The sequence below is a fragment of the Roseobacter sp. YIN89 genome (genome assembly GCF_057219365.1).
Genome location: NZ_JBXVVD010000001.1, coordinates 25,198 through 45,333 on the forward strand (window position 1 = coordinate 25,198; position 20,136 = coordinate 45,333).

A 20,136-nucleotide genomic window follows, 5' to 3' on the forward strand; every position below is an offset into this window, starting at 1 on the left:
CAATCGTTGGGAATGACGGCTGTCAGGGGCACCCGATCAAACGCGCATTGGCATGACGACATAAACTGCCGACAGATCGTTGCCTTCGCGCATGAGTGTCGGATCACCGGAAGAGTTGAACAAGAATACCGCGTTTTCACGATCCACCTGGCTGGCAATTTCCAGCAGGTATTTGGCGTTGAACCCGATCTCCAGACGTTCGTCCCCGTAGGCGACTGCCAGTTCTTCTTCCGCGGCACCGGAATCCGGCGCGTTGACGGAAAGTATCAACCTGTCTTCATCCAGTTGAAGTTTGACCGCACGTGATCGTTCGGAGCTGACAGTGGCAACCCTGTCCACGGCCCGCGCAAAATCGGCAGCATCCACTTCGAGCTTGCGCGTATTGCCCTGTGGAATGACACGGGTGTAATCGGGAAACGTTCCATCAATGACCTTGGACGTCAGCGTGATATCCGGTGTGGCAAAGCGGATTTTGGTCTCTGACACGGAAACGGCGATTTTCATTTCGTCGTAATCCAGCAGTTTGCGCAACTCGCCCACGGTTTTGCGTGGCACAATTACACCGGGCATGTCGGATGCACCCTCGGGCAGATCCGCATCAATCCGCGCCAGGCGGTGGCCGTCTGTTGCGACACACCGCAGTACCTTGCCGCCTTCGGCATCAGATACATGCATGTAAACGCCGTTGAGGTAATACCGCGTTTCTTCGGTAGAAATCGCAAATTTTGACTTGTCAAACAGCCGTCGCAATACGGGTGCTTTGGCAGAGAAGTTCGACGCATATTCCGAGGACGCCATCACCGGGAAGTCTTCTTTCGGCAACGTCGCAAGCGAAAAGTTCGACCGCCCCGCTTCGACCGTCAGACGGCCCGTGGCGCTGTCAGCGGTCAAGGTGACCAAAGCACCATCTGGCAACTTGCGCACAATCTCGTGCAGTGTGGTTGCTGCAACAGTCGTTGCGCCAGCCCGTTCGACCTGCGCAGGCGCGCGATCGACGACTTCGATATCGAGGTCCGTTGCCCTGAAGGTAACGTCACTGCCCTCGGCTTCGATTAACACGTTCGCAAGAATAGGGATCGTATTGCGACGCTCGACGACCGATTGGGCCTGAGACACTGCCTTGAGCAAAGCTGCGCGTTCGATGCTGATTTTCATTGTGCCACTTCCTAATCGCAGTCGGGACAGGCAAATTACCCGCTTTGGCCGACTTCACAAGACTTTTCCTGATTTGTCGTGTGGAAAGCGAAGGGCGTCAAGGTCTGCGCCATCTGTGACGGCGCAGACCGACGTTTTTGTCACGCCTCGAGTGCGCGGCGCAGCAATTCGAGGTCTTCGGCGATCTGGCCGTCCTGAACTTTGAGTTCTTCAATGCGCTTAACGCCATGCATGACGGTGGTATGGTCGCGTCCGCCAAAGCGGCGCCCGATCTCGGGAAGAGACCGTGAAGTCATCTTTTTGCACAGGTACATCGCAACCTGACGCGGACGGGCATAGGAGCGCAGCCGTTTCGGGCCAATCATGTCACTGAGCCGGATATTATAATGATCAGATACTTTACGCTGAATTTCTTCGACCGTGATCTTGCGTTCAGATGCGCGCAGCACGTCTGACAGGCAGTCCTGCGTCAACTCCATGTTGATCTCGCGACCCACGAGCGAAGCGAAGGCAAACAGGCGGGTCAAAGCACCCTCCAACACGCGAACGTTTGTTGAAATGCGATGCGCGAGGAACTCCAGCACGCCGTCCTCGACTTCAAGGCCCGGATAGTTCTTGCGCTGAAGGTCGGTTTTGCTTTGCAGGATGCCCAGACGCAATTCGTAGTCCGTCGGGTGCAGGTCCACGACCAGTCCGCTTTGCAAGCGCGACTTTACGCGATCCTCCATATCCTTGATTTCACCCGGTGCCCGGTCGCCTGAGATGATGATCTGCTTGTTCTGATCCACCAACGCGTTGAACGTATGAAAGAATTCTTCCTGCGTGCTGTCTTTGCCTGCGATGAACTGCACATCATCGACCATCAAGACGTCAACCGACCGGAAGATCTCTTTGAAGTCCATCATTTTACGGTCACGCAAAGCTTGTACAAAGCGATACATGAACTGCTCTGCAGACAGGTACAGGACGTTCAGGTCGGGGCGACGTTCGCGCAATTCGTGAGCAATAGCATGCATGAGGTGGGTTTTGCCGAGCCCGACGCCGCCATAAAGAAACAGAGGGTTAAACGTGACAGGGCCACCTTCCGCGACGCGTTTCGCGGCGGCATGCGCCAGTTCGTTTGGCTTTCCGACGACGAATTTGTCGAAAGTGAACCGCGCATCCAGCGGCGCAGTTGTAAGCCCGTTGCGTCCTTCCCGTTGCGTGGTGGTAACGGCTGCGGTCGCGGTCGCGGCCACGGCACTTGGCCTTGTCGTCGCATTGACGTGCGCCGGAACGGCAAAACGCAAACGCCGGATATTTGCATCTTCTGCACGAAGTTCGTGCAGGATCACATCCGCAAAATTCTGATTGACGTAGTTGCCCAAGAAGTTTGTCGGCACATCAAAAGTCGCCACGCCGTTTTCCGTACCGTGATACTCGATTGGCTCGATCCAGTTCTTATAGTTGTTCTGCCCAACTGTTTTGATTAGCCGCTGCCTTAGCTGCCCCCACTTTTCGTTCGTCATCATTGCCCCGTGTTCCAAATTTCCCAATCATGAACGTCCCCCAATTGCGGGTTGGTCCGTCCCCATACTTTGCGACCGACAAAAACCAACCGTTCCCGACCAACAGGTCGAGCTACAGTCCGCCGGACATTTCACAGATGAACACTGCTCCAACGCTTGCCTAAAAGGCCCGCCAGCGCTGTTTGCACCGTCCGTACCGTACATTGTTTGACAGGGCAAAACACCGGAACCCGGTGAATGCAGACAGGTGGTCACTTGATAACCACCCAGCCCTCTCTTTCTGATTGCGACCGTTGCAAACCGGTCCAGAAAAGAGGCCTGTCCCCCCAGCGAAATGAATCGCTTTATCTAGGTAGCAACTTACAAACGGACGGGGCAACTGAACTTCAATCTTGACTCTGACTTTTCGAAAAAGAATCTCTGAAGCTGCTAAAAGAGTCTCAAAAACACAAAAAAGCACGGCTTTTTGCCGTGCTTTTTTTACTGACTTTAGGCTTTCGTTAACCTAGCGACTTCACCCGCGCGGCGAGTCGCGAGATTTTGCGCGAAGCTGTATTCTTGTGAAAGACACCTTTTGTCACGCCGCGCATCAGTTCGGGTTGAGCTGCGCGCAATGCTGCGGTTGCCGCTTCTTTGTCGCCGGAAGCAATTGCTTCTTCTACGTGACGCAGGAAGGTGCGGATGCGCGAACGGCGCGCTTTGTTGATTTGAAAACGGGCTTCGTTCTGACGGGCGCGTTTCTTGGCTTGGGGCGAATTTGCCATGCTGGAAAACCTTTCTAGGGTTCAGTTACTCTTTGTTCAAAGCGCAATGCCAAACCCAACAATGGACCAAATCCGTCCAAAAGGTGATTCTAGCCTGAGCGGGCTGCACGCGCATGTCTGGCGGGGTCTATAGGCGAAAGAATTTGCGATTGCAAACACCAAAACGCAAACCGGGATGGCGCTTTGGTTGCTCTGGTTATTCGGTGTCGCGTGGTGCAAGCCGGACGAGGGTATTTGCCTCCGCGTCCAGCAAAACCAGTTCTTCTCCGCGAATCTCGTAATTGCGGGCCGCCATAAGTGCGTTGGTGACAGCTTGTGCCTGTTCCATGATTTCTTGGGGGCACGCCATCATTGTCGCGGCAGCCGGCCCAAGCAGCACCGCATCACCGTTTGTGACATAGCGACCGCGAATACGGTTGCATCCGTCTTTGCCAAAGTAGCTGCCGTCCGGATTGAACTGCACAAACGTCTCGCCCGCAGGTTCAAACGGTGTGTCGTTCAGTGCCACAGGCGTCCACGCGGTATCGGCGATTGTTTCAGCCATTGTGGCCTGCGCGGTCATTAAGGCAGCGGCAAGAAAGAGCGGCGTGATACGCTTCATTTGTAAACACCTCTGTAACGATCAGCGATCGCGAAACTGCGCCTCGCGCTTTTCAAGAAACGCGCTCATGCCTTCGGCTTGATCTTCGGTCGCAAAGAGCGCGTGGAACATGCGCCGTTCAAACAAAAGGCCCTCGCTCAATGGTACCTCATAGGCGCGATTGACCGCTTCTTTTACCACCATAACGGTGATCATCGATTTCTCTGCAATCTTCTGCGCCGCGGAATGGGTCTCTTCCAACAGCTTTTTATTCGGCACCACGCGCGAGACGAGGCCTGAACGCTCAGCCTCCTGTGCATCCATGAATCGCCCTGTCAGGTGCATGTCCATTGCTTTGGATTTGCCGACGATCCGCGTAAGGCGCTGGGTGCCACCGATACCCGCAACGACGCCCAGATTAATCTCGGGCTGCCCAAATTTTGCAGTCTCAGAACAGATAATGAAGTCGCACATCATGGCCAACTCGCACCCGCCGCCCAGCGCATAACCGCTAACTGCCGCGATGATCGGCTTGCGTACCCGCATGATCTGATCCGTTTCAGGCGCGAACAGATCACCGCTGAAGGCTTCGACAAAGCTCTTGTCTCTCATCATGGCGATGTCGGCTCCGGCGGCGAAAGCCTTTTCAGATCCGGTTATCACGATGCAGCGCACTTTATCATTCGCTTGGGCAGCCGTCAGCGCATCCGCCAGTTCAGTCATCAACGCGTCGTTCAGAGCGTTTAGCGCGTCCGGTCTGTTTAGTGTGACCGTTGCGATGTGGTTCTCAATCTCGACGATGATGGTTTCATAAGCCATAAGGCGCGCTCGTGCGTTGTTGTCATGAATTTGCAGTGAATATCACCTGAAATTGGGTGTTCAAGCTATCTTTGGCATTGCGCACAATAGAAAGATGAGCGACCGGACTGTACGATTCGGCGTATGGGTTGCGCACATCCGGGCGTTTTGCACGGCTCACCTTCGCGCCCGTACACGTCAAAACTGTGCTGGAAATATCCAAGTTCGCCATCGGCTTGGCGAAAATCCCGCAGCGATGATCCACCGGCGTCTATTGCTTCCGAGAGGACATCCCGAATGATCGGAACCAGCGCCGCAACACGCCCGGCAGAAATGCGCCCAGCTTTGCGGGCGGGATGAATTTTTGCGCGATACAGCGACTCGCACACATATATATTACCCAAACCCGCCACACAGGACTGATCCAGCAGCACCGATTTGACCGGGCTCATCCGCCCTTTGAAGGCACTTACAAGGTGATCTTGGTGAAAGTCATTGCCCAGTGGTTCTGGGCCCAGCACGGCCAACAATTTGTGTGCCTCGGCCGTGGCTGTATCCAGAAGGTCCATCGCGCCGAAGCGACGCGGATCGTTAAAGGTGACGCGTGTGCCATTGGCCATGTGAAAGACGACGTGATCGTGTTTTTCCGGCGCGGGATGACTGTGAACGAACTGACCGGGCATATGCCGGGCGAGACCATCCGCACCCGGATCGCCCGAAACCACCATGCGACCCGACATGCCCAGATGGACCAGCAGCGTTTCGCCACTATCTAGATCTGCCAGAATGTATTTTGAACGCCGCCGTAACCGCTCGATGCGTCTTCCGGTCAACCGATCTGCCATGTTGGCGGGAAACGGCCAGCGCAGATCAGGGCGGTTTACATCAGCCCGATCTATCACGACCCCTTCCATCGCCGGCGCCAGCCCGCGGCGAACGGTCTCCACTTCGGGAAGTTCAGGCATCTTGCTTCGGGGGACGCGAAAGCGTCGGCTCGATCCGCGCAGCCTTGGAGGTATCTGTGTCCGGCGCAACTTCGGCACCGCTGGTCTCTTCGCCAGTCTCTGAACTGGTCTCAGCGGTCAGTGGAGTATTCTCGGCCGCCTTTGGGTCTGCTTTGGTTGGTTTGGATTTGGACTTGCGCCAACCGCGCGCGGCCTTGTTCTCTTTCAGCTTTTGCTTGGCCAGTGCTGCCAGTTCGCGGTGTGCACGGTATGCCCAAAAGATCTTGATCTTCCAGACACCCTTGAACGTCAGCACGGTCGCCCGGCTGTTCATCGACTTTTCGATATACGTCAGGTCCTGCCACAGGTGAAGCCGCCCCTGGCGCAACAAACCTTTGCGGCGAATGCCGGTGTCATTCCAGTAAACCCGCGACCGCAGAACGCTCAGGATGTCGTAAATGCCGGCGGCGATCAGGGCAACAATCAGCAACACGACCCAGACGGAGCTGCGTAACGACGGATCGATGACAAAAAACAATACTACCGAAGCCAAGACCATAAGGCCCGACATGACCAGTCGCAAAACGCGCGCGACGCCGGTATGGCGCGCCTCGTTCCAGCTTTCCGTCTCGGTATCTGTTGTGTCTGTCATTTCCAACCTGTGACCAAACGACCGCATTGTGCCTGCTTCCCTGCGCTCTATAACAACAAAAGAACTGCAAGGACCACAGCAAGACATGATGGATCAGGACGATAAAACAACCCACTTCGGTTTTGAGACCGTCGCAGAGGGCGACAAGGCTGGGCGTGTGCAGGGTGTTTTTTCATCCGTGGCGAGCAAATACGACATCATGAATGACGTCATGTCGGGTGGTATTCACCGGCTGTGGAAAGACGCGATGATGGATTGGCTCGCGCCGCGGCCGGGTCAAAAACTACTTGATGTGGCCGGCGGTACAGGCGACATTTCGTTCCGCTTTCTCAAACGCGCAGGACAGGGCCACGCCACGGTTTTGGATCTGACCGAACCAATGCTGGTCGAGGGCCGCAAGCGCGCCGAAGCAGAGGCAATGTCAGATCAGCTTGACTGGGTCACCGGTGACGCCATGGCTTTGCCGTTTGCGGACAACAGCTTTGATGTCTACACAATTTCCTTTGGCATCCGTAACGTCACTCGCCCGCAAGAGGCCCTGAACGAAGCGTTCCGGGTGCTCAGACCCGGCGGCCGTCTCATGGTGCTTGAATTCAGCCAGTTGCCGAACCCCGGCTTGCAGAAAGCCTATGACCTTTACAGCTTTAACGTAATACCGCGCATGGGGCAGATGATCGCAAATGACAGGGACAGCTACCAGTATCTGGTGGAATCGATCCGTCGTTTTCCGGATCAGGCAACCTTTCTGGGTATGATCCGCCAAGCCGGGTTTGAAAATGCGAAATACCGCAATTTGACGATGGGCGTTGCGTGCCTGCATTCGGGGTGGAAGTTGTGAGCACTCTCGCAGGCTCAAAACCCGCATGGGCGCAGAGCTAGATGCGCGGGCCGCATAATATCTGGCGTCTGGTCGTCACAGGGGCCACCTTCGAGCGGACCGGCGCGATGCGCGTCGTGCTCGATGCGATGGAAGCGCCTACGTCGATCCGCATTGTGGCCCGTGTATTAGCGGTGCCGTTTAAATGGCTGGGCTACAAGGGTGACCCCAAGATGCCGCCTGTAACCCGGGCACTGACAGCACTAGGGCCTGCTTACATCAAGTTCGGGCAGATCTTGTCGACGCGTCCGGATGTCGTTGGTGATGAATTGGCGCTGCAACTGCGTGTCCTGCAGGATAAACTGCCCCCGTTCTCTGTCGCTGTAGCCAAGGCTGAAGTTGAAAAAGAACTGGGCTTGCCCGTCAATCAGATGTTCACCGACTTCAGCGAACCGGTCGCTGCTGCATCAATTGCGCAGGTGCACAAGGCAACGCTTGCCACCACGGGCGAGGCGGTGGCCGTCAAGGTTCTGCGCCCCGGGATCGAGCGTGCCTTTGCCAAGGACGTGGACGCTTTTTACCTTGCCGCAAGTCTGGTTGAGGTTTTTTCGCCGGGGTCGCGGCGGCTGCGCCCGATGGATGTGATCAAGCACTTTGACGGAGTGGTGCAGGGCGAACTGGATTTACGGCTCGAATCCGCCGCTGCCAGCGAGTTCGCGGCGAACACGGAGAACGACGAAGGTTTCCAACTGCCGCGCATCATGTGGAACCTGTCAGCACGGCGTGTCATGACTTTGGGATGGGCCGAGGGCGTCCCGCTGGGGGATAATGATGCGTTGGACGCTGCGGGTCACGATCGTATTGCACTGGGCGATCGGGTGCTGCAGTTGTTCCTCAATCAGGCGCTGCGCGATGGTTTTTTTCACGGTGACATGCATCAGGGAAATCTGAAAGTGGCACCTAATGGCGATATTGTTGCCTTTGACTTTGGCATCATGGGGCATATCGACGAATACACACGTCGCGTCTACGCCGAGATACTCTACGGTTTCATCCGGCGTGACTACAAACGCGTAGCCGAAGTGCACTTTGAAGCAGGCTACGTTCCGGCGGACCGCGATGTTGACGAGTTTGCGCGTGCGTTGCGGGCTGTTGGCGAACCCATCTTCGGCATGGATGCAACCAAGATTTCCATGGGCAGGCTGTTGAGCTACCTGTTCGAAGTGACCGAACGATTTGGCATGGAAACGCGAACAGAGCTAATCCTGCTGCAACGTACGATGGTTGTCGTTGAGGGCGTGGCACGCTCTCTCAACCCACAGATCAACATTTGGCAAGTGGCAAGCCCGATTGTCTCAAGCTACATATCCAAGTCTATTGGTCCGCTGGCCACGTTGAACGATTTTGCGAAAACCGCTCGGGTTATTTCCCGTTTCGGTCCGCGCCTGCCACGTCTTGTAGAGACAGCACTCATCCAGCAAAGCAATCCGGAACCACCGCGCCGTGACCGCAGCTTGTTACGCTGGGCCTTTGGCGCGGCAATCCTTGGCATTTCTATCGGGGTTTCAGGGTCTCTGACTTTGATCCTGATCGATACGCTGTTTTTCTAGGCTTCGTTACAGGCGCTCGATCGCCAGAGCGATCCCCTGACCCCCGCCGATGCACATCGTGATGAGACCACGCTTGCCACCAATCCGCTCCAACTCGTAAAGCGCCTTGATCGTGATGATGGCCCCTGTCGCCCCGACGGGGTGACCCAAGGCGATGGCACCGCCGTTCGGGTTCACCTTTGCAGGGTCAAATCCCAGTTCGTTGCTGACCGCCAGCGCCTGCGCTGCAAACGCCTCGTTGCTTTCGACAACGTCGAAATCTTCTGCTGACAGGCCGGTGCGCTCGAACAGGTTGCGTACGGCGGGAATAGGGCCGATCCCCATGACCTCTGGCCGGACGCCCGCATGCGCATAGCCCAGCACCCGTGCCTTGGGGGTCAGCCCTGCCTTTTCAGCGGCTTCTGCCGTACCGAGAACAAGAGCCGCCGCGCCGTCATTAATACCACTGGCGTTGCCAGCCGTTACTGATCCCTCTTTTTGAAAAACGGGCCGCAAACCGGCGAGCGCTTCTGCGGTTGTGGCTTTGGGGTGCTCGTCGCGCGTGAAGGCGACCATGTCCCGCTTCACGCGTACTTCTACCGGCGTAATCTGACTGTCAAAATATCCTGCCTCAAGCGCATGGGCTGCACGCTCTTGGCTTTGCAGGGCAAAGGCATCCTGATCCTCACGGCTGATCCCGTGTTCTGCGGCAACATTCTCAGCAGTCACGCCCATGTGCCCCGTTCCGAAAGGGCAGTTCAGCGCGCCAAGCATCATATCGAGCGATTTTACATCGCCCATCTTCGCGCCCCATCTTTGCTGTGGCATGATGAAAGGAGACCGCGACATGTTTTCGGCTCCCCCGGCGAGGCCAAAGTCTGCATCACCCAGCATTAAGGACTGGATTACCGACACGATCGCCTGCGCACCGGAACCGCACAGACGGTTCACATTCATTGCAGGTACCGTTTCTGGAACACCGGCCTCCATCGCGGCCACACGGCTGAGATACATGTCGCGCGGCTCTGTATTGATCACATGGCCGAAGGTCACATGCCCGATCTGTGCACCGTCCACGCCCGAACGCTCAAGCGCGGCTTTACTCGCCGTCGCCGCAAGATCAATAGGGGGGGTCGCCGCAAGCGCTCCGCCAAAGGTACCGATAGCGGTGCGTGCGCCGTCGAGGATTACGATGTCATTGGTCATTGCTGGCTCCTTGATCAGTTCGTGCATACTATGCGGTCGAACGCGGGAAATGTCAGCCAAGACGTTTCGTCACAAGGTCGCATGATCGTTGACTTTGTCCCTGATGTCGGCCAATCCTCCGGTATGACGGAAAACACGGATACGATCCTGACCCAACTGCCCGCCCGCCTCAAGGAAGCGCGACGCGATCAGGGCCTTTCGCTTGAAGCGGTGGCAAAACTGTCGGGTGTTTCGCGGTCAATGGTCAGTCAGATAGAGCGGGGCGAGAGCAGCCCGACCATATCAACGCTTTGGAACCTTACGCGCGCTCTGGGTGTCGATTTCGCAGGGCTGCTTGATCTTTCGACAGGCCCCGCAAAAATCGAGACTCTACGCTCAGATGACGTGCCAACCATCAATAACTTGGGGAAAAACGTTAAGATTCGAATTCTTTCTCCACCGGAAGAAGCGGGCAAACACGAAGTGTACGAACTGGTTTTCGGCCTTGATGGCGTGCTGGACAGCAAGCCGCATGCCCGCGGGGCCCGCGAACATCTCACGGTAATCGAAGGCGTTCTGGACGTTCACAGCGGCGATAACCACAGCCGCCTTCAGGCTGGCGACACGGCCCGTTACGCAGCCGATGTCGCGCATCGGATCGTAGCAATCGGGGCAGCGCGGGCATTTCTGGTCGTGCAGGATGCTTAGGCAAAAATTCCTGTATACAGGAAAAATTCCAAAATAACGTAAATCCAGTATTTCGGAATCAGTTCCGTCATGTTATAAGCCGAGGGTAAAGGAGAATGATCCATGACCTCAGCTTATCTCGCTCACATCCAATCGACACTCGATCAGATCGAGGCGGATGGTATGATGAAACGCGAGCGGGAGATTACATCACCGCAGTCGGGTCAGATCAATGTCGGCGCGCGCTCTGTTATCAACTTGTGTGCAAACAATTACCTTGGATTAGCCGACCACCCTGCGCTCATTGAAGCCGCAAAAGATGCGATGGTGCCCAGGGGGTTCGGAATGGCTTCTGTGCGGTTCATCTGCGGCACACAAGACCTGCATCGCCAGTTGGAAAGGCGATTGGCAACCTTTCTTGGCATGGACGATTCCATCCTGTTCGCCGCCTGTTTTGACGCCAACGGTGGCCTGTTCGAGCCGCTTCTCGGCCCCGAGGATGCCGTGATTTCTGATGCGCTAAATCACGCGTCGATCATCGACGGGATCAGGCTCTGCAAAGCGAAAAGATACCGTTACGCCAATTCGGATATGGCCGATCTTGAAGGGCAACTGAAGCTGGCCCGAGAGGAGGGCGCCCGCTTTATCATGATCGCGACTGATGGCGTTTTCAGCATGGATGGCTACCTCGCCAAACTGCCCGAGATTAAGGCACTCGCAGATCAGTACGATGCAATGGTCATGGTCGATGACTGCCACGCGACTGGATTCGTTGGCCCAAAGGGTCGCGGAACTCCGGCAGCGGCGGGCGTGGACGTTGATGTGCTGACCGGCACCCTTGGAAAGGCGCTGGGCGGCGCAATCGGTGGGTATATTGCAGGGCCGCAGCCGGTGATCGACCTGCTGCGCCAACGTGCGCGCCCTTACCTCTTTTCTAATTCGCTTCCGCCATCAATCGTGTCAGCAGGTATTGCGGCGCTGGATCTGGTCGAATCCGGGGATGATCTGCGCGCGCAGTTGGCAGAAAATACCGTGTACTGGCGTAACGGGCTTTCCGATCTGGGGTTTGATCTATTGCCCGGAGAGCACCCGATTGTTCCTGTGATGCTGGGCGAGGCGCAATTGGCGCAGGATATGGCCGCCAAACTGTTTGAAGAGGGCGTCTTCGTCTCCGGTTTCTTTTTTCCGGTGGTCCCGCGAGGGCAGGCGCGCATCCGTACACAAATGAGTGCTGCGCTCAGCCGTGATGATCTCGACCGCGCTTTGGCGGCTTTTGAAAAAGCAGGCAAGGCCTGCGGGGTAATAGAATGACACACAGCAACGAAATGAAAGCTCTGTGCAAAGCCTATCCACGCGAGGGTCTTTGGATGACCCATGCCCCCGTTCCGGAGATCGGGTCGGACGATGTTCTGATCAAGATTCGCAAAACAGGTATCTGTGGCACCGACATCCACATCTGGAACTGGGACGATTGGGCGGCAAACACCGTTCCGGTCCCGCTGATTACCGGCCACGAGTTTGCCGGCGAAATCGTCGACGTCGGGCGCAACGTGACGGATTTGAACATCGGGCAGCGATGTTCCGGCGAAGGCCACCTCATCGGAAAAACGTCTCGGCAAAGCAGGGCCGGAAAATTTCACCTCGATCCGGCAACGCGCGGCATCGGTGTGAACGAACAGGGCGCTTTTGCGCAATATCTGCGATTGCCCGCCTTCAATGTGGTCCCTTTGCCGGATGACATCTCTGATGACATCGGCGCGATTCTCGACCCGCTGGGTAACGCGGTCCATACCGCGCTCAGCTTTGACCTGATTGGCGAGGACGTTCTGATAACAGGCGCAGGCCCCATCGGCATCATGGCCGCTGCGGTGGCGCGTCACGCGGGTGCGCGCCATGTCGTCATCACAGACATAAACGCGGACCGTCTCGCACTTGCCGGACAGGTGGCAGATGTTGTTCCCGTCAACGTGGCAGAACAGGATTTGGCCGAATTAGTCTCTGATCTGAAGATGAAGCAGGGGTTTGATGTCGGTTTGGAAATGTCGGGCAATCAACGCGCGCTTGATCAGATGGTTGACGCAATGACCATGGGGGGCAGGATCGCCATGCTCGGCATTCCTCCGGGCAAGTCCCCTGTGGATTGGAGCCGCATCGTCTTTAAGGCCATTACCATCAAGGGGGTCTATGGGCGCGAAATTTTTGAAACCTGGTACAAGATGATTGCGATGCTGCAAAACGGTCTCGATGTCAGTGGCGTTATTACGCATCGGTTTCCCGTCGATGATTTTGTTCAGGGTTTTGACGTTATGCGGTCGGGAAAAAGTGGCAAGGTCGTGCTGGATTGGTCACAATGATCGCATGTACGCCGAGGACAGTTTTTTCAGCCTGACGCAGTTCGGACGCATTGGTCTGCTTGCCGTTTCGGGCATTTTGTTCGTTGTGATGATATACCTGACCCGCCTGTTCGTGACCGGTTGGGCGTGGCCGGTGCGCCTGATGCTGGCCTTGATCCTGTTATGGCTATTCATGTGGCTGTCGCCTCAGTTTTACTATTTTTACTATGGGTTCCTGTTTGAGGATTTGCCACGACAGTGGGTGATCGGTGCCCCGCCACCGCTGGGCAAAACCATCCGCGTGATCACGTTCACCGGACCCGCAGACCTGAGCCACCACGGGCAGGGTGCACTGGGATTGCTGATGGTCATCGCCGCTTTAGGGCGTAAGCGCGATACGACCGGATTCTGACAGGAGCCAACAGGAACCTGCCTCGAAAACAGCAGCGTGCAATGGCCGGAAATACCCCGCACCACCATCGAGATTGACACGGTTCCCGGCATGTTCGGGGTAATCAAGAGCAGTATGTCCATGTACGACCAACCAGTCGAAGGGTTCCGCATAATCAAGAAACCCTTGGCGAATCCAGACGAGGTCATCTTCCGCTTGCCGCGAAAGCGGGATGCCGGGGCGAAGTCCTGCATGCACGAACAGCAGATCAGCCTCTTGGTGCACCAATGGCAGGTGACGCAGAAAATCAAGATGATATTGCGGCACCACTGCACGTGCGGCCGCGTGGATTGGGCCAACGGGCGCGCCGTCTTCGGCCTCGACGCCGTATGAGCCCATGGTTTTGTCGCCACCCAGTCGTGGATTGAACCAGAAAAGATCCGGCGACGTGGCAGGATCGTAGATTGTCTGATCCGTCATGAATCTGGTGAAATAGCGATCATGGTTTCCCTTGATCGGATGCCAGTTTCGTCCCGCTTCGACACCTTCTATCAAAGCCTGCACGACGGCGCGGCTATCTGGTCCGCGATCAACATAATCACCCAGAAAAACAATTTTTGCGTCCGGTCCGCCATCGGCGGCAATGAGACCCAGCACCCGCTGCAATTCCTCGTATTGCCCGTGAATGTCGCCTATGGCGTAAACTGGATCAGGCATCATGGTCTCCGCTTTGATTGCGCCACAGATGTGGCTCCGGAAAATAGCGTCAAATAGAAAAGCGCCCAAAGGGCGCCTTTCACGATTTAGGGCCTGCTATTGGCGATCAGGCAACGTCAAACATCAATGGCTTGACCTGCGTAAAGAGCCCGGTTTTTTCAAGCTCGTGGATCACAGGGTTCGGCACTTCTTCATCGACGTAAAGCAGGGCGATGGCCTCGCCCTTTGCTGCTGCACGGCCCAACGTAAAGTTGGCGATGTTGACGCCGTTTGCGCCCATCGTCTGACCCAGCGTGCCGATAATGCCCGGCACATCCTCGTTGGTGGTGTAGAGCATATGTGCGCCCACCTCGGCGTCGATGTTGATGCCCTTGATCTGGATGAAACGCGGCTTGCCATCCGAGAAGACCGTACCAGCAATAGAACGCTCACGCTTGTTGGTGACGACCGTCACCTTGATGTACCCGTCAAAAGCGCCGGATTTGCTTTGGTTGGTGGTCGAGATGGTAATGCCACGTTCCTGTGCAATCACCGGTGCCGAAACCATGTTAACGTCCGGATTGGCCTTTTTCATGATACCGGCAACCACGCTACAGTTGAGCGCCGACAGGTTCATGTTTCCAACAGACCCGTCATACAGAATGTTGATTGCCTTGATCGGTTCGTCGGTCATCTGCCCGATGAAGGCACCCAGATGACTGGCCAGCTTGACCCATGGGCCCATGACCTTGGCTTCTTCGGCTGTGACAGAAGGCATGTTGAGCGCGTTGGTCACAGCGCCCGTCAGCAGGTAATCCGACATCTGTTCGGCCACTTGCAGCGCCACGTTTTCTTGCGCCTCGGTAGTCGCGGCACCAAGGTGAGGCGTACAAACCACATTTGGCAGGTTAAACAGCGGGTTATCAGTCGCCGGTTCTTTCGAGAACACGTCAAAGGCAGCCCCCGCGACATGCCCGGACTGCAACGCCTCTGCCAATGCCTCTTCATCGACCAGTCCGCCGCGCGCACAGTTGATGATCCGCACGCCTTTCTTGGTTTTTGCGATGGCTTCGGCGCTGAGGATATTCGCGGTTTGATCGGTGAAAGGAACGTGCAGCGTGATAAAGTCGGCGCGCTGTAAAAGGTCGTCCAATTCGACTTTTTCGACCCCCATTTTCTGTGCCTTTTCTTCGCCGAGGAAGGGGTCGTAGGCGACGACTTTCATCTTCAAGCCAAGCGCACGGTCGCAGACGATGCCACCGATGTTACCTGCCCCGATCACGCCAAGGGTCTTGCCCGTCAACTCGACACCCATGAACTTGGACTTTTCCCATTTGCCCGCGTGTGTCGAGGCGGAGGCTTCGGGGATTTGACGCGCAACAGCGAACATCATCGCAATCGCGTGTTCCGCCGTCGTGATCATGTTCCCGTATGGTGTGTTCATAACAATAATGCCCTTTTTAGAGGCTGCATTCTTGTCAATGTTGTCAGTGCCGATACCTGCACGCCCGATGACTTTGAGGTTGTCAGCGGCGGCGATGATCTTCTCCGTTACCTTGGTTGCGGAACGGATCGCGAGGCCATCGTAGTTGCCAATGATTTCGGCCAGTTTTTCCTTGTCCTTGCCCACGTCGGGCTGGAAATCCACGTCGATGCCACGGTCTTTGAAGATTTGAACGGCGGCTGGTGAAAGCTTGTCAGAGATGAGTACTTTGGGGGCCATTTTGGGCTCCATTTCTAGTGTCGGTATAACGTCGGTATTTTGTCGGTATCGCGTCGGTGGATTACGCCGACACGGAAAGCGCTTCGATTTCCGCTTCGAAAGCCCAGGCGAGCCATGGCAGCATCGCCTCGATATCGGAGGTTTCCACCGTGCCGCCGCACCAGATCCGCAGACCGGCAGGTGCATCGCGGTAGGCGCCGATGTCGAGCGCCACGCCCTCATCCGCCAGCCGCTTTGCCACGGCCTTGGCAAAAGTGGCCCCGTCGGTGATCCGGTCGTCTGCAAACTTCAGACATACAGACGTATTGGAACGTGTTGCCGGATCAACGGCCAGAAACTCCAGCCAGCTATGCGTCTCTACAAAGGCGGTTATAGCCGCAGTATTCGCATCCGCGCGCGCGATCAGCCCGTGCAAACCACCCACGGATTTGGCCCATGCCAATGCTTGGAGGTAGTCTTCGACACAGAGCATGGAGGGGGTGTTGATCGTCGCCCCGGTAAAGATTCCGTCGATCAGCTTGCCGCCTTTTGTCAGCCGGAAAATCTTGGGCAAGGGCCAAGGCGGTGTGTAGCTTTCCAGACGCTCGACAGCGCGCGGGCTGAGGATCAGCATGCCATGCGCCGCTTCACCGCCCAGTACTTTCTGCCACGAGAATGTCGTCACATCGAGCTTGTCCCACGGCAGGTCCATGGCGAAGGCCGCTGATGTCGCATCGCAAAGCGTCAGGCCCGCGCGGTCGGCCGGGATCACGTCGCCGGAGGCCACGCGCACGCCCGACGTCGTGCCGTTCCATGTAAAGCAGACGTCATTATCGTAGTTCAGCGCGGCCATATCGACGATCTCGCCGTATTCTGCGGTGTGAACCGTGTGCTCGATCTTTAGCTGTTTGGCGACGTCGGTCACCCAACCGGCGCCAAAGCTTTCCCATGCAACCATCTCTGCCGGACGTTCGCCCAGCAAAGACCACATGGCCATTTCGAATGCGCCGGTGTCTGAGGCGGGCACGATGCCGATCTTGTAGTTGGCGGGCACGCCCAGTATTTCACGGGTCGTTTCGATTGCCTCAAGCAGTTTCGCCTTGCCCTCGGCCGCGCGGTGGCTGCGGCCCAGTGGAGCGTCTGCGAGCTTTGTCAGATCGAATGTGGGGGGTTTGGCACAGGGGCCAGAGGAAAAACGCGGATTCGCCGGCCGCGTGACCGGTTGTTGAGTAGCCATTACTGCTATCCTTCCAGATAAGCGCCCTTCGTTGGGGAAGGGTGTCCCACGGGTGGGTTTATGGGGTGGCGCGCTCTGGTGCAATCGACAAAATGTCGCTAGAGGGCAGCGGAACGACTTTTTCTGAACATCGATGACGCGGATCGGAAACTTTATGTACACAGTTACGCTGCTGAGCGGGTCTGAAGCACGCGGGTTGGATGCGGCACTTGTGGAATCACTGCGCAATGCGTGGGGCGGCGGCGGCGCTGTCTGGCTGAACCCTGATATAGCAGCGGAATTTCAACTGGATCAGGTGCCGGACAACCGCTGGGACGTATGGGCGGACGTTCAGAATATGGGCGTGGATCTGGTGCTGCAGCCGACCGAAGGGCGGCGCAAAAGAATGCTGCTGGCGGATATGGACAGCACCATGATCCGTCAGGAATGTATTGACGAGCTGGCCGATGAAGCAGGCGTTGGGGACCGCGTCAAAGACATCACCGCGCGTGCCATGAACGGCGAGCTGGATTTCGAAGCGGCGCTGAAGGAACGTGTCGGCCTGTTGAAAGGCCTGCCGGTGTCGATCATCGACAAAGTGTTGGCCGAGCGGATCGAGTTGATGCCGGGTGGCCCTGTGCTGCTGGCAACGATGAAGGCCCATGGTGCCCATGCTGCGCTGGTGTCGGGTGGTTTTACCGCCTTTACGCGGGCTGTCGGCGGCACGTTGGGGTTTGATGAAAACCGCGCAAACACTTTGTTGACGAAAGACGGTTTTCTTACCGGCGCGGTTGGTATGCCGATCCTTGGCAAGCAGGCCAAGGTGGATGCGCTGGAAGAGATCACCGCGCGGCTTGGGCTTGCCGAGCAGGATGTTCTTGCGGTTGGAGACGGCGCGAATGATCTGGGCATGCTGGGGCGTGCGGGAACCGGTGTTGCGCTACATGCCAAGCCGATGGTTGCGGCGCAATGTGATGTACGGATCAATCACGGTGATCTTACGGCGCTGTTGTACCTTCAGGGGTATAGCGCTGCGGATTTCGTGCGCCACTGAGGGCGAATCGCGTCCTGTGTTAAGCTTCCCTTTGTGCAAACAGGGAGGGACCCATGCCAAATTTCATCTTTGCCTATCACGGAGGCACCACGCCGACGGACCCGGCGGATATCGAACGGGTCATGGCCGAGTGGGGCGCCTGGTTTGAAAACCTGGGGGCATCGGTCGTGAACCCCGGCAATCCGGTGGGCCAGTCAAACACCGTTTTCAAAGATCGGGTCACTGACGATGGCGGTGCCAACCCGATCTCGGGCTACACCGTCGTTAGTGCCGATGACATGACAGCCGCGACGCGTATGGCACAGGGGTGTCCGATGGTGAAGGATGGTTCAGGCTCTGTCGAGGTGGCCGAAATCCACGAGATGTGATGGCTACAAAAGCGCGGGCGCTGGGCGGATATAACCTGTCAGCGTCTCGCGAAAATTGCGGACGGGTGCATTCATCACGGCGGTAACTGCCGGATGATCAGGCTCTAACGCGCCGTATTTGACCAGCAAAGCGGCAATGGCGCATTCCGATGCGCGCGTTGCGCCGTCGCTGATCTTGAGCGCGATGCCGAGCTTTTGTTCGGTCAGGATCGCAGTATAGAAGCCTTCGGCACCGGTTTTGATCGCGACCTTGCCACCGGCGGCACGCATCAGTTCCGTGCAGGGGCGCCCGTCGCCTGCGACGTATTCGGGGTGCGCGCGCATTGCACTGTGCAGCCGCGCCTCGGCACTGTCCGGAGCGCTGGCTGCGAAATGGGCCATGGCGCGTGCCATTCCATGCAGGCTGCAGGCAAAATTCGGCGCCGAGCATCCATCTATTGCATGGCCCGGTGAGGTCTCGCCTGTCACGCGCTCGAATTGCTCCAGCACTGCCTGTTGGACGGGGTGGTCGACCTCGAGGTATTCCGCGCCGCTGCCCAGATGCCTGTTGAGTGTCAGGAAACCGGTATGTTTGCCCGAGCAGTTGTTGTGCAACTGGCTTGCAGGTTCGCCCGCGCGGATCATCGCGTGGCGCGTATCATCATCGAAGGGCATGTGTTGTCCGCAGCGCAGATCACCTTCGCCCAGACCGAGATCGGCCAGCCAGGCAGAGACCGTGCCGGTGTGCAGCGGCATGGCGCGATGTGATGCGCAGGCGAGTGCCAGATGGTGCGGGGCAAGCCCGGCCGCATCCGCCGCGCCCGACATAATCAGGGGCAGCGCCTGAATCATCTTGGAGGCGCTGCGGGAGAGCACCGCGCGGTCCGGGTCGCCCCATGCCTCGACGATCTGCCCGCTGTCATCGCACACGACCGCGTGGCCGCTGTGCACGCTTTCCAGAAAGGGTCCGCGCCAAATTTCGGTCATTGCCACTGGGTCAGTCATTTTTTCCTCAAGATTTCGCGAAAAGCCGCTGATCGGGCTTTCGTCTGTGGTGCAATCTGCGTTATTGTGTTGGTTGTCGAGATATACTGCCGGTCATGCAAAAGAGCGACACTGAATTGCCGCCGATGATGTCAGGCTTGGATTGAGGTTTACACAGCTGGAGGCTGTAGATCATGCAACTATTGAAATGGGTATCGGGGATCGTGGCGTTGTCGTGCGTCGCAGCGCAGGCTGTGTCGGCGCAAGAGCAGAGCACGAACAGCGTGGCGACGATCACGGATTGGACGGTATTTGTCGAGGATAACCCCAAGGAGTGTTGGGGCGTCTCTATCCCGACGGAGACCGTGAACACGCGCGACGGTCGCGTGGTGGCCGCCAACCGCGGGGATATTCTGCTGATGGTTTACTACCGCCCGGGCGCAAGTGTTTCGGGTCAGGTGGCTTTTACGGGGGGGTACCCGTTTCGTGACGGCAGCCAGGTGAGTGTCAACATCAGCGGTACAGAATACACTCTGTTTACCGAGGGTGAGTGGGCGTGGCCTGCCAGTAATGCCGATGACGCCAAATTGGTTGCCGCGATGAAGCGCGGGTCCGATGCGATCGTGACAGGCGTTTCGACGCGCGGCACCACCACCAAGGACACTTTCTCTCTGCTGGGCTTTACCGCTGCCATTGAGGACGCGGAAAAACGCTGCCAGAGCTGATCTGCCGCT

General features: G+C 57.1%; 21 protein-coding genes. 9 read left to right on the plus strand and 12 right to left on the minus strand.

The genetic code is table 11. The features are described from left to right. Window positions 1-36 precede the first annotated feature (36 nt). The 7 genes from dnaN to AC2D8V_RS00150 all read right to left on the minus strand — a co-directional run bounded on the left by dnaN (window position 37) and on the right by AC2D8V_RS00150 (window position 6,401). Entirely contained in the window at window positions 37-1,155 is a 1,119-nt protein-coding gene (dnaN, locus tag AC2D8V_RS00120) for a DNA polymerase III subunit beta (protein ID WP_484731475.1), read from the minus strand. 140 nt (window positions 1,156-1,295) lie between these two features. Next, window positions 1,296-2,663: a chromosomal replication initiator protein DnaA gene (gene dnaA / locus AC2D8V_RS00125; protein WP_484731476.1), complete on the minus strand. Its 1,368-nt coding sequence runs from the start codon at window positions 2,661-2,663 to the stop codon at window positions 1,296-1,298. Between the two features lie 500 nt (window positions 2,664-3,163). Beyond that, window positions 3,164-3,427 carry a 30S ribosomal protein S20 gene (gene rpsT / locus AC2D8V_RS00130; protein ID WP_484731477.1) on the minus strand — a complete coding sequence of 88 codons (264 nt, stop codon included), beginning with the start codon at window positions 3,425-3,427 and terminating at the stop codon, window positions 3,164-3,166. A gap of 196 nt (window positions 3,428-3,623) precedes the next feature. Continuing rightward, window positions 3,624-4,028, minus strand: a complete 405-nt coding sequence (locus tag AC2D8V_RS00135) for an META domain-containing protein (RefSeq protein WP_484731478.1) — start codon at window positions 4,026-4,028, stop codon at window positions 3,624-3,626. A gap of 21 nt (window positions 4,029-4,049) precedes the next feature. Further along, window positions 4,050-4,826, minus strand: coding sequence for an enoyl-CoA hydratase (locus tag AC2D8V_RS00140; protein ID WP_484731479.1), 777 nt, complete (start codon window positions 4,824-4,826; stop codon window positions 4,050-4,052). A 65-nt stretch (window positions 4,827-4,891) separates the two neighbouring features. Continuing rightward, the gene (gene mutM / locus AC2D8V_RS00145) at window positions 4,892-5,770 is read right to left on the minus strand and encodes a bifunctional DNA-formamidopyrimidine glycosylase/DNA-(apurinic or apyrimidinic site) lyase (RefSeq protein ID WP_484731480.1); all 879 of its coding nucleotides are present in this window, start codon (window positions 5,768-5,770) and stop codon (window positions 4,892-4,894) included. Continuing rightward, complete coding sequence (locus AC2D8V_RS00150) at window positions 5,763-6,401, minus strand: hypothetical protein (protein WP_484731481.1); 639 nt, start codon at window positions 6,399-6,401, stop codon at window positions 5,763-5,765. Before AC2D8V_RS00150 ends, mutM begins: the two co-directional genes overlap by 8 nt. Window positions 6,402-6,486: 85 nt before the next feature. Here AC2D8V_RS00150 and ubiE point away from each other — a divergent pair, with 85 nt between their 5' ends. Then, the gene (gene ubiE / locus AC2D8V_RS00155) at window positions 6,487-7,239 is read left to right on the plus strand and encodes a bifunctional demethylmenaquinone methyltransferase/2-methoxy-6-polyprenyl-1,4-benzoquinol methylase UbiE (RefSeq protein WP_484731482.1); all 753 of its coding nucleotides are present in this window, start codon (window positions 6,487-6,489) and stop codon (window positions 7,237-7,239) included. A 41-nt stretch (window positions 7,240-7,280) separates the two neighbouring features. After that, window positions 7,281-8,828, plus strand: a complete 1,548-nt coding sequence (gene ubiB, locus AC2D8V_RS00160) for a 2-polyprenylphenol 6-hydroxylase (protein WP_484731483.1) — start codon at window positions 7,281-7,283, stop codon at window positions 8,826-8,828. Window positions 8,829-8,834: 6 nt separating this feature from the next. On the opposite strand, the gene AC2D8V_RS00165 is transcribed toward ubiB, so the two are convergent. Then, window positions 8,835-10,013, minus strand: coding sequence for an acetyl-CoA C-acyltransferase family protein (locus AC2D8V_RS00165; RefSeq protein ID WP_484731484.1), 1,179 nt, complete (start codon window positions 10,011-10,013; stop codon window positions 8,835-8,837). 123 nt (window positions 10,014-10,136) lie between these two features. Here AC2D8V_RS00165 and AC2D8V_RS00170 point away from each other — a divergent pair, with 123 nt between their 5' ends. From AC2D8V_RS00170 to AC2D8V_RS00185, 4 genes are all read left to right on the plus strand, one after another. Next, entirely contained in the window at window positions 10,137-10,700 is a 564-nt protein-coding gene (locus AC2D8V_RS00170) for a helix-turn-helix domain-containing protein (protein ID WP_484732636.1), read from the plus strand. Window positions 10,701-10,802: 102 nt separating this feature from the next. Then, the gene (locus AC2D8V_RS00175) at window positions 10,803-11,990 is read left to right on the plus strand and encodes a glycine C-acetyltransferase (RefSeq protein WP_484731485.1); all 1,188 of its coding nucleotides are present in this window, start codon (window positions 10,803-10,805) and stop codon (window positions 11,988-11,990) included. Next, window positions 11,987-13,033 (plus strand): L-threonine 3-dehydrogenase, encoded by a 1,047-nt coding sequence (tdh, locus tag AC2D8V_RS00180; RefSeq protein WP_484731486.1) that lies wholly within the window; start codon window positions 11,987-11,989, stop codon window positions 13,031-13,033. Before AC2D8V_RS00175 ends, tdh begins: the two co-directional genes overlap by 4 nt. Before the next feature lie 4 nt (window positions 13,034-13,037). After that, window positions 13,038-13,424, plus strand: a complete 387-nt coding sequence (locus tag AC2D8V_RS00185; RefSeq protein ID WP_484731487.1) for a hypothetical protein — start codon at window positions 13,038-13,040, stop codon at window positions 13,422-13,424. Here the strand turns inward: AC2D8V_RS00185 and AC2D8V_RS00190 are convergent. From AC2D8V_RS00190 to AC2D8V_RS00200, 3 genes are all read right to left on the minus strand, one after another. After that, the gene (locus AC2D8V_RS00190) at window positions 13,392-14,120 is read right to left on the minus strand and encodes a metallophosphoesterase family protein (RefSeq protein WP_484731488.1); all 729 of its coding nucleotides are present in this window, start codon (window positions 14,118-14,120) and stop codon (window positions 13,392-13,394) included. The genes AC2D8V_RS00185 and AC2D8V_RS00190 overlap by 33 nt on opposite strands. Window positions 14,121-14,226: 106 nt before the next feature. Next, the gene (gene serA / locus AC2D8V_RS00195) at window positions 14,227-15,822 is read right to left on the minus strand and encodes a phosphoglycerate dehydrogenase (RefSeq protein WP_484731489.1); all 1,596 of its coding nucleotides are present in this window, start codon (window positions 15,820-15,822) and stop codon (window positions 14,227-14,229) included. Window positions 15,823-15,883: 61 nt separating this feature from the next. Beyond that, window positions 15,884-17,038, minus strand: coding sequence for a phosphoserine transaminase (locus tag AC2D8V_RS00200; protein ID WP_484731490.1), 1,155 nt, complete (start codon window positions 17,036-17,038; stop codon window positions 15,884-15,886). Window positions 17,039-17,192: 154 nt separating this feature from the next. Here AC2D8V_RS00200 and serB point away from each other — a divergent pair, with 154 nt between their 5' ends. Further along, complete coding sequence (serB, locus tag AC2D8V_RS00205) at window positions 17,193-18,071, plus strand: phosphoserine phosphatase SerB (RefSeq protein ID WP_484731491.1); 879 nt, start codon at window positions 17,193-17,195, stop codon at window positions 18,069-18,071. A gap of 53 nt (window positions 18,072-18,124) precedes the next feature. Further along, entirely contained in the window at window positions 18,125-18,439 is a 315-nt protein-coding gene (locus AC2D8V_RS00210) for a YciI family protein (RefSeq protein WP_484731492.1), read from the plus strand. 3 nt (window positions 18,440-18,442) lie between these two features. On the opposite strand, the gene AC2D8V_RS00215 is transcribed toward AC2D8V_RS00210, so the two are convergent. Further along, a complete protein-coding gene (locus AC2D8V_RS00215) occupies window positions 18,443-19,423 on the minus strand; it encodes an asparaginase (protein WP_484731493.1) in 981 nt (326 codons plus the stop codon). A gap of 173 nt (window positions 19,424-19,596) precedes the next feature. Between AC2D8V_RS00215 and AC2D8V_RS00220 the strand changes: the two genes are divergently transcribed. Further along, window positions 19,597-20,127 (plus strand): invasion associated locus B family protein, encoded by a 531-nt coding sequence (locus AC2D8V_RS00220; protein ID WP_484731494.1) that lies wholly within the window; start codon window positions 19,597-19,599, stop codon window positions 20,125-20,127. The last annotated feature ends 9 nt before the right edge of the window (window positions 20,128-20,136 follow it).

Coding starts and splice junctions, on each gene's coding strand:
- AC2D8V_RS00190 (WP_484731488.1), bottom strand. CDS start 14,120: ATGCCTGATCCAGTTTACGCCATAGGCGACATTCACGGGCAATACGAG.
- AC2D8V_RS00210 (WP_484731492.1), top strand. CDS start 18,125: ATGCCAAATTTCATCTTTGCCTATCACGGAGGCACCACGCCGACGGAC.
- AC2D8V_RS00150 (WP_484731481.1), bottom strand. CDS start 6,401: ATGACAGACACAACAGATACCGAGACGGAAAGCTGGAACGAGGCGCGC.
- rpsT (WP_484731477.1), bottom strand. CDS start 3,427: ATGGCAAATTCGCCCCAAGCCAAGAAACGCGCCCGTCAGAACGAAGCC.
- AC2D8V_RS00185 (WP_484731487.1), top strand. CDS start 13,038: ATGTACGCCGAGGACAGTTTTTTCAGCCTGACGCAGTTCGGACGCATT.
- tdh (WP_484731486.1), top strand. CDS start 11,987: ATGACACACAGCAACGAAATGAAAGCTCTGTGCAAAGCCTATCCACGC.
- AC2D8V_RS00170 (WP_484732636.1), top strand. CDS start 10,137: ATGACGGAAAACACGGATACGATCCTGACCCAACTGCCCGCCCGCCTC.
- ubiE (WP_484731482.1), top strand. CDS start 6,487: ATGATGGATCAGGACGATAAAACAACCCACTTCGGTTTTGAGACCGTC.
- AC2D8V_RS00200 (WP_484731490.1), bottom strand. CDS start 17,038: ATGGCTACTCAACAACCGGTCACGCGGCCGGCGAATCCGCGTTTTTCC.
- dnaA (WP_484731476.1), bottom strand. CDS start 2,663: ATGACGAACGAAAAGTGGGGGCAGCTAAGGCAGCGGCTAATCAAAACA.
- dnaN (WP_484731475.1), bottom strand. CDS start 1,155: ATGAAAATCAGCATCGAACGCGCAGCTTTGCTCAAGGCAGTGTCTCAG.
- serB (WP_484731491.1), top strand. CDS start 17,193: ATGTACACAGTTACGCTGCTGAGCGGGTCTGAAGCACGCGGGTTGGAT.
- mutM (WP_484731480.1), bottom strand. CDS start 5,770: ATGCCTGAACTTCCCGAAGTGGAGACCGTTCGCCGCGGGCTGGCGCCG.
- serA (WP_484731489.1), bottom strand. CDS start 15,822: ATGGCCCCCAAAGTACTCATCTCTGACAAGCTTTCACCAGCCGCCGTT.
- ubiB (WP_484731483.1), top strand. CDS start 7,281: ATGCGCGGGCCGCATAATATCTGGCGTCTGGTCGTCACAGGGGCCACC.
- AC2D8V_RS00140 (WP_484731479.1), bottom strand. CDS start 4,826: ATGGCTTATGAAACCATCATCGTCGAGATTGAGAACCACATCGCAACG.
- AC2D8V_RS00215 (WP_484731493.1), bottom strand. CDS start 19,423: ATGACTGACCCAGTGGCAATGACCGAAATTTGGCGCGGACCCTTTCTG.
- AC2D8V_RS00135 (WP_484731478.1), bottom strand. CDS start 4,028: ATGAAGCGTATCACGCCGCTCTTTCTTGCCGCTGCCTTAATGACCGCG.
- AC2D8V_RS00220 (WP_484731494.1), top strand. CDS start 19,597: ATGCAACTATTGAAATGGGTATCGGGGATCGTGGCGTTGTCGTGCGTC.
- AC2D8V_RS00165 (WP_484731484.1), bottom strand. CDS start 10,013: ATGACCAATGACATCGTAATCCTCGACGGCGCACGCACCGCTATCGGT.
- AC2D8V_RS00175 (WP_484731485.1), top strand. CDS start 10,803: ATGACCTCAGCTTATCTCGCTCACATCCAATCGACACTCGATCAGATC.